This window comes from Spirosoma lituiforme, from assembly GCF_054776635.1.
The window spans coordinates 1-8,671 of sequence record NZ_BAAHBO010000025.1 but is presented as its reverse complement, the minus strand read 5'-3'; the positions used below and the strand labels follow the sequence as shown (position 1 = coordinate 8,671).

Sequence of the window (8,671 nt, the reverse complement as noted above, 5' to 3'; positions counted from 1 at the left end):
AAGACACTTTTCTAGGCTTTGGCATGCTTTTTCTCAACTAAGAATTGCAGACAATGGTAGGAAGTCTTAGTTGTCAAGTCAGATGTTGAAAAATCGATTTGGGAAGCAGAGTTGTGCAACAGCCACGAGCGTTTAAAGAGACCGTAACTTTTTAATAACTATTCAACACCATCAGTCCCATACGAAACAGGTGTAAAATCATAAAAATGACACCCCGCTCCGTTCTACCATCGTTCAATTTAAAGTCCTGATGATTTCTAGTACAAGAATTTGTTTCTGTACTGTCATTACCCGCTGGATCTAATGAAGCTTATTACCACTTTAGCTACTTCTTCGCTTCAGAGGACGTACTGGACATCTGGAGGAGTTTAGTTTTGTACCATGGTTCCATTCACATTTATCCGGGTAACCCTACCAAACCGAAGATGATAAACAGCTAAATAGAAATGGCCGTTTATAGACGATGTATGGATGTAGAAACAAAACGAATAGTACGGCTTACGTCGATCTTAATTCAGTTGCAATCCAGACGGATTGTGAAAGCAACCCTATTGGCAGAGAAATTTGGGGTAAGTGTGCGAACAATTTATCGGGACATTAGGACGCTTGAACAAGCCGGCGTCCCGGTCGTGACTGAAGAGGGAAAGGGGTATAGTTTAGTGGCTGGTTACAGGATTCCGCCCGTTATGTTTACGGAGACAGAGGCCAATGCGTTGCTGACGGCTGAGCTACTCATTCAGGCGAGTAAAGACACCTCTCTGATTGCTGAATTTGGGTCAGCCGTTGCCAAGATTCGGGCCGTTATTACTGATACCTTGAAGAGCAGGACCGATGAACTGAACCAGAAAATTGGCGTTACGAACACCTACATTGACAATTCGCCCAAAAGCAAGTACCTTTTAGATATACAAACGGCCTTGGTTAAGAGCTTGGTCATACAATTTGATTATACCAGTAAGGAGGGTAAACAGACCCATCGTAGCGTAGAACCTTTTGCCGTTTACAGCAACCAAAACAGCGAATGGGTATTGATTGCGTTCTGTCAGTTACGTCAGGATTTTCGATCCTTCTCTCTGATAAACATGGACAAGCTCCTGACAACGATGGACCATTTCGAGCCTCAAAAAATGACCTTTGCCCAGTATCGGCAAAAAGTTTATGGAAACTAAAAAAAACCGGCTAAAGGTCATCTTTAGCCGGTTAAAAATGGTTAGGCAAAATCGTCGTAGAAGAACTGTTCTTTAATGATTTTGCCGTCGCGGACCTCAAAGACACAAATCTGCTCTTTATTCTTTCGCTGTTTTCCTTTCATTTTGACATCCATACCCGTCATCATGGAGAAGAAAAAGGTCGATACGACCGGCTCACTCATGTAACTGCCGAACATCTCCTCAACCTGCGAGAAAAATAGCCCTTCTTTTTGCCGAAGTGCCTCAATACCTTCAACAGCTAGGGGCAAGTTGCTATCATTTTCAGGTTCAATACTGACCGCATTCGAAGCGTACAGTTCATTTTGAATTTGTTCGTACTGATGCTGCTGAATCAGCTCGTAGTACCGCTTTGCAACTTCCTTTGTTGTCATGTGTCAACTACTATTAGTGATGACGCAAACCTAGAGGGTTGGTGAGACAACAGTATGTCAGGGGTAAAACGTAGCCAGAAAATAGATCTTCAGCTACGAAATTTACCCCTGATCATTAGTGCTCTGAAAGCGTTATGCGCAATAGCTGAAACCGAATAAGAAATAGGCCATGAGCCGCCTGCGCAACACTCAAACCTTTAGCGAGCCGCGAAATCCTCGGCCACTATAGTACGAGTCTTCGCCGTTGTGATACACAAAAACACGGGCGAAGTGAAAATCAGCGAAGATAGCTCCGCCTAGTTTTCGAATATTGTCAGGTGTTTTCAGCCAACTCGATATCGTATGCTACGAATAGTGTTGGACAGATAGTAAAAACAATCTGTCTCTTAATTTGCCCATTTCATGAGGCAGATATATGAATAGTAAGCTGGCTCAGGGCAAAGCTCTTGTAAGGAATTCATACATGCGAACATCTTGTCAAAAGAGCAAAGTCAGCCCCCCTTTGTTTTTTAATAGGTCCCCCAACTTAGTCGTTTGAGGTTGGCTTAATCGCGCAATCTCCTGAGTTAAAAAATAGGTGAGCTGACCATACATAAAATCCGATATCGGTTTAGTGGCTTCCTGCCGACGCGACTCTTCCAGGGCGGCAATATAAGCCGTTCGATCCTGGGCATAGACCAAGCTTAGGGGCAGGCCATGATATTGTTGGACATAATTCATCAGCAAACGAGAGGTACGCCCGTTGCCGTCACCGAAGGGGTGAATGCTGACCAACTGAAAGTGTACCTTAAAAGAAAGGTCATAGACCTGCCGGACCGTTTTGGCAGCGGGTATTAGCGTGTTCATCTCTTTGAGCAACGTATCCACCGCCGCTGGTATCTTCTTGGCATCTAGGAACATTCGGCTACCGGCCATAGCGCTGACCGTTCGGAATTGACCCAGACTCGAATCGAACGTGCCTAACAGGGTGTTAGTCGGCCCACCCGTCTGGTGCATGATGGCTGCTGCAATGGCCTGTAGCCGGGCTCGGTTGAGGGGCTCATGTTGGGTGGCCCAGTCGAGGATTTGTTGTTGAGCGGCCTGATGATCAACGACCATTAGATGGTGTTCCAGTGGTTTTCCTCCCGCCGTAAGCCCTTTTTCGATCAAAGTCTGAGTCTCTATCAGCGTCAACGTAGAGCCTTCGATAGCAGTCGAATGATGGGTGTGCACCATTTGGTTATACAGCTCGAAGTTAATCACGCCGGTGGTAAGGGCTTGGTATTGCCTGATCAATTCGGGCAATGTTGAGCCGGCAAGGGGTGAGGTTTGAGCCATGGTGAACAGCCAGGTGAATTAGATATACTCAAAGATACGAAAGATGCTGGTTAGGAGCACAAACGGCCTTTAAAGCTAGCATCAACAAGAATGAATATTTCATTCCAGTACTCGACTAGGTATGAGCAATGCTAGATTGTATATCGAATGGACACTGGGCCAATGAGGACGAAGCAGTATCTTTGCCCACCTTGACGATCAAGGTTGTTGAAAAGAGAATGGGACTGGCAAGGCCGCGCTTAAGCGCGGCCTTGCCAGTTATAGAATGAATAACTAGTTCTAGCACCAACCATAAACACCAGTCGTCTCAATTGGGAGCCTTTTATGAGACGATTACTTTTCAATAATTGTCAGGTGGCCATTACAGCTGACCATTGGAGGATTTTCTGGTATAGTAAAGTCAGGCTATTAAAATGTCGATATACAGCCTTAAATTGTATCCGATACCTATACCCCCTTTTCAAAATACCCTATTTTGCTATTGAATAAGTATTGGATATAGGTCAAAAACGCCGGGCACTGTCCGCGGTTGCAGGCGCTCCACTTAGCGTACCGACGCCCGGTCTAGTTACTAAGATAAACCAACTAAAAATAAAGGCACTCACCGGCAACCGCAGGTAATGGGGCAGGAGTTCTCCAGTGCATTAAACGATTTCGATGATAAAACGGATCATCACCAATCGCTAACAGTTTCCGACTATTTCCGGGCGACAAGCCCCTACTCAACGCCACACGCATCATTTTTTGATTTATCACCAAAAAACACCACACCTCCCATTTACGGGCACTTCTCATGCCGATGGTAGGTTTCGATTTGCCTGTACTATATGCCGCTCGGTATGAGCGACCAGGAATTGTAGGACATCACCGATTGGTAAGTGCAACCAGGGAGAAATTGACAGCGGTATGCGAACACCATTAACATCCACATGTACTGCCTGTCTCAGCAACAATAACAGTTGTTCCTGCTGATCAATAAAGGCAGCGACCACCCCATGAGCAGGACAACCCTCGGCGGGCCGATGTCGTTTGATGGCCCTAAACTTCTTTTTGCCCGTTTTGGGGTCCATTAACCGGGTCAAAAAGGCACCTAACCAGGAGCTCTCAAAGCGATGGGTGACCGGCTGGGCCTGCCCTGTAGATAAACCTTGTTCTAAGCGGGGCAAATAGTAGCTTCCATAACTGTTCAGATGAGCTAAACATTGGGCAATACTCCACCCATCGGTCGGGGACGGTTGGCTGAGGGTGGCGTCGTCCATGTTCTGAAAACACTCGACAGCCTGCTGAATATGCCCTTCCACTTGTTGTTCGAGGGCAGTAAGCCAGACGGCTTTGTCAATGGACTTCATGGTAGCGCTTTATCGACGAAGCCGTCGTTTTTTTAGTGACACTTAAGAGCCCCAGAGCAATACAAAAGAAAAGAGTTTCAATGACCAGCCATTGTCGACCAAACGCACCCAGGGGGCCTTCGACAAATAACGTAATGGTTCTTGAGAGTGCATAAAAGCCCCACAGTAAACTGAGGAAGACTAATCCTTTTCGGATATCCCGGACCAGTAGGTAGAGTAGGGCAATAAATAAGGTCAGACCCACCCCACCATAGACACCCCGGATCGAGCTGAAAGCGTCCGTGTTGGTGAGCTGCACCTGCACCAGATCCATCACCGATTGTGGATTGGAAAAAGCCATCAGGCTAACTGACAGCAGGGATAGAGCGGAAAGGAGAATAAAACCTTGGGAGGCCCGTTTAACGATACGCTGTTGTTGCATGTTCTTAATCATTAATTACGGCACAAAGTTGGGCTTCATCTTCTGATCAAGGGTTGGTATTTACCAAGATTTTAGGTCTTGAGGGTATTTATGAACTTGCTGAAATTGGTTGGGTCAACCCCGATGTAATTGGCCAAATATTTATGAGGAACCACTTGTAAGATGTGGGGACTGCGCTGAAGCAAAGTTCGAAATTTATCGGTGGAGGAATAGCATTGTAGTTCCACTAACCGCTCCAGCACGCCCGACATGGCCACGGTAATACCCAGTCGCACCATGGTTTCTACCGCCTGGTTACGTTTCATAACCGCTTCCAGGTCCCGAATGGAGGCCCGTAGAAAATGAGAAGGCGTAAGCGTTTCATAGTAGTAGCGGGAAGGCTGCTGCAACATGAACGAATCGACCACACCGCCGAACGAAGGCGGATAGGAAAAGACCAGGGTCGCTTCCCGATTTTGCTCATCGAAATAATAAACGCGTTGTACACCCTCTACGATAAAGTACAAATAGCTTTCCTGTTCACCAGCGGCCGTTAGAATCTCCTTCCGCTTCGCGGAGAAGGGCCGCCAAATGTGGGCAAATTCGGTCCACTGGGGTTCGGGAAGCGTATGGATAGCCGCTGTAAGTTGCTTTAAGCCAAGTAGCGGATCATGCATAGGTATTGCCATTATGAAGGGTCTCGCAAATATACTACAGCTACACTTCACTTATTGGATGCGTTTGTCGCCGATAATGATGGCTTCATGAGTGCTTTTAGCGAATCGATACTAGACACTGTTTGTGTGGGCGCTTAGTTGAGCCATGTTACCATCCGTGTAGTTGATAACTACGATTTCTCCAGCTAAGAGTACATCCACAAATGGTTACCCATTTGTGTTCCTATCGGGAGCCTGATCGCCTTGTATTAAAGTATGGTCGATCACATACACTCGATCATTATTAATGAGCGTTTTGTGGGACCAGCACAATGTATAGGGTAGTATCGGACAACCTTTCAGTGGCTTGTTCTGGTATACCCTGGTCTGCCCCTCGCCATGCGCTCCAGTTCGTAGTAGCAAATTATAAGGGTTTGGCCATGAGCCAAGCCCCCTTCAATTCCTCCTTGAAATAGGGCAATGCGAGCGTGGTTTTTTGGACGAAGCCAAAGCCATTCTTTCGGTAGAAATCGATAGCGGCATGATTGGTATCGATTACAGACAGCACCAGCTCTTTTTTCGCCTGCTGCTGAGCTAGCTGAGCAACGAATTCTAAAATTGCTTTCCCAACGCCGTTTCCCTTTTGAGAAGGTAAGAGGTAAATTTTTTCCAAATCGAGCCAAGGGGTAGGCAGCCCCGTGTCACTCCCGTAACTAAGCTTACAGAAGCCAATTGGTAGATTGTCTTGATAAATAATAAAATAATCGGAGTTAAGACTGTCAATGGTTTGGCGTAAGGCATCAGGACTGAACTGCTGGTCGATATACCAGTCTAGTCCTCCCTCATTCCAGTGATGCGCAAAATTCTGACTGTATGCCTCAATACATATTTGCTGGAGTTGTTGTAGATCATCAATGACTGCTTTATGAATGCGAAGGCTCATGTAGTGTCCTTTTTAGTACGTATTTTTGTAGGCCAAAGTAAGAAACTTCAGGCTAAATCGCGCTCCCATGAATGCCTTTGTTTGAAGCTGATCTTCGAACGATCCTCTGTCGCTTGTAGGAGCCTTATCTGAAAACTGTCCATTTTCACTGGCTGCCTTATTTTTTAATGTCTGTTCGTCTTAATCAGTTATATTCGAGACGGCTCACGCATCAACTTTAAGTCCAGTAGCTGCACTACCACCAAACTGGCAATACCAAAAACGAGCTCCCATTTGAACGGGTTCAACGAAGCAAACACGTTCATCAGATCAGTAGCCACTGCCTCAAACGGAGTCATCATAAACATCCCAGTAATCAAACAGATCGCTAAGCCAAGGCCAAACCAGCCGTAGGTATATGGCTTGGTGGATGGGGCCTTCATGGTTACAATTCGCTCGATAACTCGTTCTGAAAAGTCAGCATCAGGACTAATTGGTAGATCTTGCTTAAGTTCAGCAAAAAGTTTTTGGTAGAGTTTGGCCTGATGGATTTCCGTATCTGAACTTTTATCCGGCAGAGACAAACCTGCCTCAAGTAATTGCTGAATCTGTTGATCGGTGAGTTGGCTCATCATCAGTCTCGTTTAAGGTAAATAGCTAGTCGGTCCTTCAATAGCCTACGGCCCCGAAACAGATAGTTCCTGACTGTGCCAGCGGGCATGCCTGTAATCTGCTCGATCTCACTATATGAAAACTCCTCCAAGTGATACAAGGTTAACACCACCCGATACGATTCAGGCAAGCTATCGATGAGCTTCTGCATATACAAGGTAACATCCGTTTGAATTAATATTTCTTCTGGGGTGTAGTTAGTACAAGGAACCTGATCCCCTGTGGGGTTCCCCTGTGTATGGTTAGGTTTAAACTTTCTCAGATAGTCGACGGTCGTTACGTAGGCGATGCGAGCAATCCAGGTTGCCAGTTTGGACTCGAAAGCGAAGCTATCAAGCCGTTTATAGACCTTTATGAACACTTCCTGGCTGACATCCTCCACATCTTGAGGGGCGGTGAGCAGGCGCTGCACAACGTGAAATACCAACTTCTGGTATTGTTTGACCAGTATCGAAAACGCCTGAAGGTCGCCCTTTTTGATTTGTTGCACAACTTGTCTCTCGTCGAACATGCCCAGTAGACGTGCCATCAGGACGGAAAGTTGCAGGCAAGTTGAGTTCCAGTGCAACCTTTCAAATAGGTACCTCGTCTACTGGCGAAAACCAATTACCTAAATCGCTATGCAAGGTCCTCACATTGTTGCTATCTTTTTGTTTCTGGTCGTCGCCTTTACCATCAACAGTTTATTCAAGTATTTGCTCCGAAAGCGCATCATTGATTCGGGTCAGATGGATAAAGGAGCGCTAGAGCTACTACTAAAGCCGATTATACCCTCTTCGGACCCGCTAAAGTGGGGCTTATTGTTACTGTTTGGCGGCTTAGGTCTAGTTATTTTAGAGTTTTTGCCTTATGAAGCTAACAACTCATCGTTGCCTTATGGAATTGTGGCCATATGTCTGGCAAGCGGCTTTCTATTGTACTATCTACTGATGCGTAAGCGGTCATAGAACGAATGGCCTTAAAGTGACAGTTTGCGCAAAACTGGCTACTTGCTTCAAGGTTGCTCTAACTTATTAGTTTTTGTTAACCCACATTTTTTGATGGTGCGCTGTCTTTTTGAAACGCCCGACTCTCATAGCATTTGCACAAGCTCATCTTCGTCTCGCTTTGGAGCGGTTTATGAGAATTGTGTTACGGAGGGGATACACCAAGAGCTAGACTTTATCGATCTGCTACCTCGTTAATTTACAAGCAACACACTGCTTATGATCTCCTACTTAAAATTGTCTTCGAACACCACATCACCGTTCGTACGAACGAAACGGCAGTAGTCGACTGAACCAGTACCCAAGAATTCGTACCCGATGCCTAAAAGCTGCGTTGGGCTGTGCGGAATGACGGCTTCGTACGCCTTTTGGCCATTCAATAACAGTTTCGCTCGTTTGTCGTGGACTTCGAGCCGTACGTCAACCCATTGACTTAAGTCTCGCCCAAGCGCCGACAGATCGGCGTGTTTACTGGTGGCTTCATACCCTCCTAGGTAAACGCTTGAGTTTCCCACGCACCCTTCAGCGCTGAGAAGAAACTTAAATACATCGTCACGGCATAAAACCGTAATCTGCGTATACTGGCAAGCGGCTGAGCCCTGCTTATAGGTATTTTTAACCCGGGTTTCTACCACAAAATCATCACTTCGTAAGCCGTTCAAAGGGCGCACATACCTGTAAAGCACAATGGGTGGTTGAGGCTGCATCGGTATATTGCTGCCTTCTATGGACGCAATCGGTAGGTTTAACATCCCATCGTGCACGGCTTGTCGTTGGCTAAAGTACA

Annotated in this window: 11 protein-coding genes and 2 pseudogenes; 3 read left to right on the top strand and 10 right to left on the bottom strand. The window is 46.2% G+C overall.

Annotated elements, in window-relative coordinates; genetic code table 11:
* Nucleotides 1–446: 446 nt before the first annotated feature.
* Both ACYU87_RS27370 and ACYU87_RS27365 read left to right on the top strand, forming a co-directional pair.
* Nucleotides 447–641 (top strand): annotated as a pseudogene (locus ACYU87_RS27370) (helix-turn-helix transcriptional regulator); the annotation flags it as partial.
* A gap of 45 nt (nt 642–686) precedes the next feature.
* Nucleotides 687–1,169, top strand: coding sequence for a helix-turn-helix transcriptional regulator (locus ACYU87_RS27365; RefSeq protein WP_461137189.1), 483 nt, complete (start codon nt 687–689; stop codon nt 1,167–1,169).
* Nucleotides 1,170–1,210: 41 nt separating this feature from the next.
* On the opposite strand, the gene ACYU87_RS27360 is transcribed toward ACYU87_RS27365, so the two are convergent.
* From ACYU87_RS27360 to ACYU87_RS27320, 9 genes are all read right to left on the bottom strand, one after another.
* Nucleotides 1,211–1,582 carry a SnoaL-like domain-containing protein gene (locus ACYU87_RS27360; protein WP_461137187.1) on the bottom strand — a complete coding sequence of 124 codons (372 nt, stop codon included), beginning with the start codon at nt 1,580–1,582 and terminating at the stop codon, nt 1,211–1,213.
* Between the two features lie 189 nt (nt 1,583–1,771).
* Entirely contained in the window at nt 1,772–1,909 is a 138-nt protein-coding gene (locus ACYU87_RS27355) for a DUF4256 domain-containing protein (protein ID WP_461137188.1), read from the bottom strand.
* 150 nt (nt 1,910–2,059) lie between these two features.
* Nucleotides 2,060–2,899 carry a Fic family protein gene (locus ACYU87_RS27350; RefSeq protein WP_461137186.1) on the bottom strand — a complete coding sequence of 280 codons (840 nt, stop codon included), beginning with the start codon at nt 2,897–2,899 and terminating at the stop codon, nt 2,060–2,062.
* A gap of 791 nt (nt 2,900–3,690) precedes the next feature.
* Nucleotides 3,691–4,248 (bottom strand): DinB family protein, encoded by a 558-nt coding sequence (locus ACYU87_RS27345; protein WP_461137185.1) that lies wholly within the window; start codon nt 4,246–4,248, stop codon nt 3,691–3,693.
* Nucleotides 4,235–4,669: a DUF4345 domain-containing protein gene (locus ACYU87_RS27340; RefSeq protein ID WP_461137184.1), complete on the bottom strand. Its 435-nt coding sequence runs from the start codon at nt 4,667–4,669 to the stop codon at nt 4,235–4,237. The genes ACYU87_RS27345 and ACYU87_RS27340 overlap by 14 nt, the downstream gene beginning before the upstream one ends.
* A gap of 71 nt (nt 4,670–4,740) precedes the next feature.
* A complete protein-coding gene (locus tag ACYU87_RS27335) occupies nt 4,741–5,325 on the bottom strand; it encodes a Crp/Fnr family transcriptional regulator (RefSeq protein ID WP_461137183.1) in 585 nt (194 codons plus the stop codon).
* A gap of 403 nt (nt 5,326–5,728) precedes the next feature.
* Nucleotides 5,729–6,247, bottom strand: a complete 519-nt coding sequence (locus ACYU87_RS27330; protein WP_461137182.1) for a GNAT family N-acetyltransferase — start codon at nt 6,245–6,247, stop codon at nt 5,729–5,731.
* Nucleotides 6,248–6,435: 188 nt separating this feature from the next.
* Nucleotides 6,436–6,861: a hypothetical protein gene (locus ACYU87_RS27325; protein WP_461137181.1), complete on the bottom strand. Its 426-nt coding sequence runs from the start codon at nt 6,859–6,861 to the stop codon at nt 6,436–6,438.
* Nucleotides 6,861–7,427, bottom strand: a complete 567-nt coding sequence (locus tag ACYU87_RS27320; RefSeq protein ID WP_461137180.1) for an RNA polymerase sigma factor — start codon at nt 7,425–7,427, stop codon at nt 6,861–6,863. The genes ACYU87_RS27325 and ACYU87_RS27320 overlap by 1 nt, the downstream gene beginning before the upstream one ends.
* Before the next feature lie 91 nt (nt 7,428–7,518).
* Here ACYU87_RS27320 and ACYU87_RS27315 point away from each other — a divergent pair, with 91 nt between their 5' ends.
* Nucleotides 7,519–7,845 carry a DUF6249 domain-containing protein gene (locus ACYU87_RS27315; protein WP_461137179.1) on the top strand — a complete coding sequence of 109 codons (327 nt, stop codon included), beginning with the start codon at nt 7,519–7,521 and terminating at the stop codon, nt 7,843–7,845.
* A gap of 266 nt (nt 7,846–8,111) precedes the next feature.
* Here the strand turns inward: ACYU87_RS27315 and ACYU87_RS27310 are convergent.
* Nucleotides 8,112–8,671, bottom strand: a pseudogene (locus ACYU87_RS27310) (hypothetical protein); the annotation flags it as partial.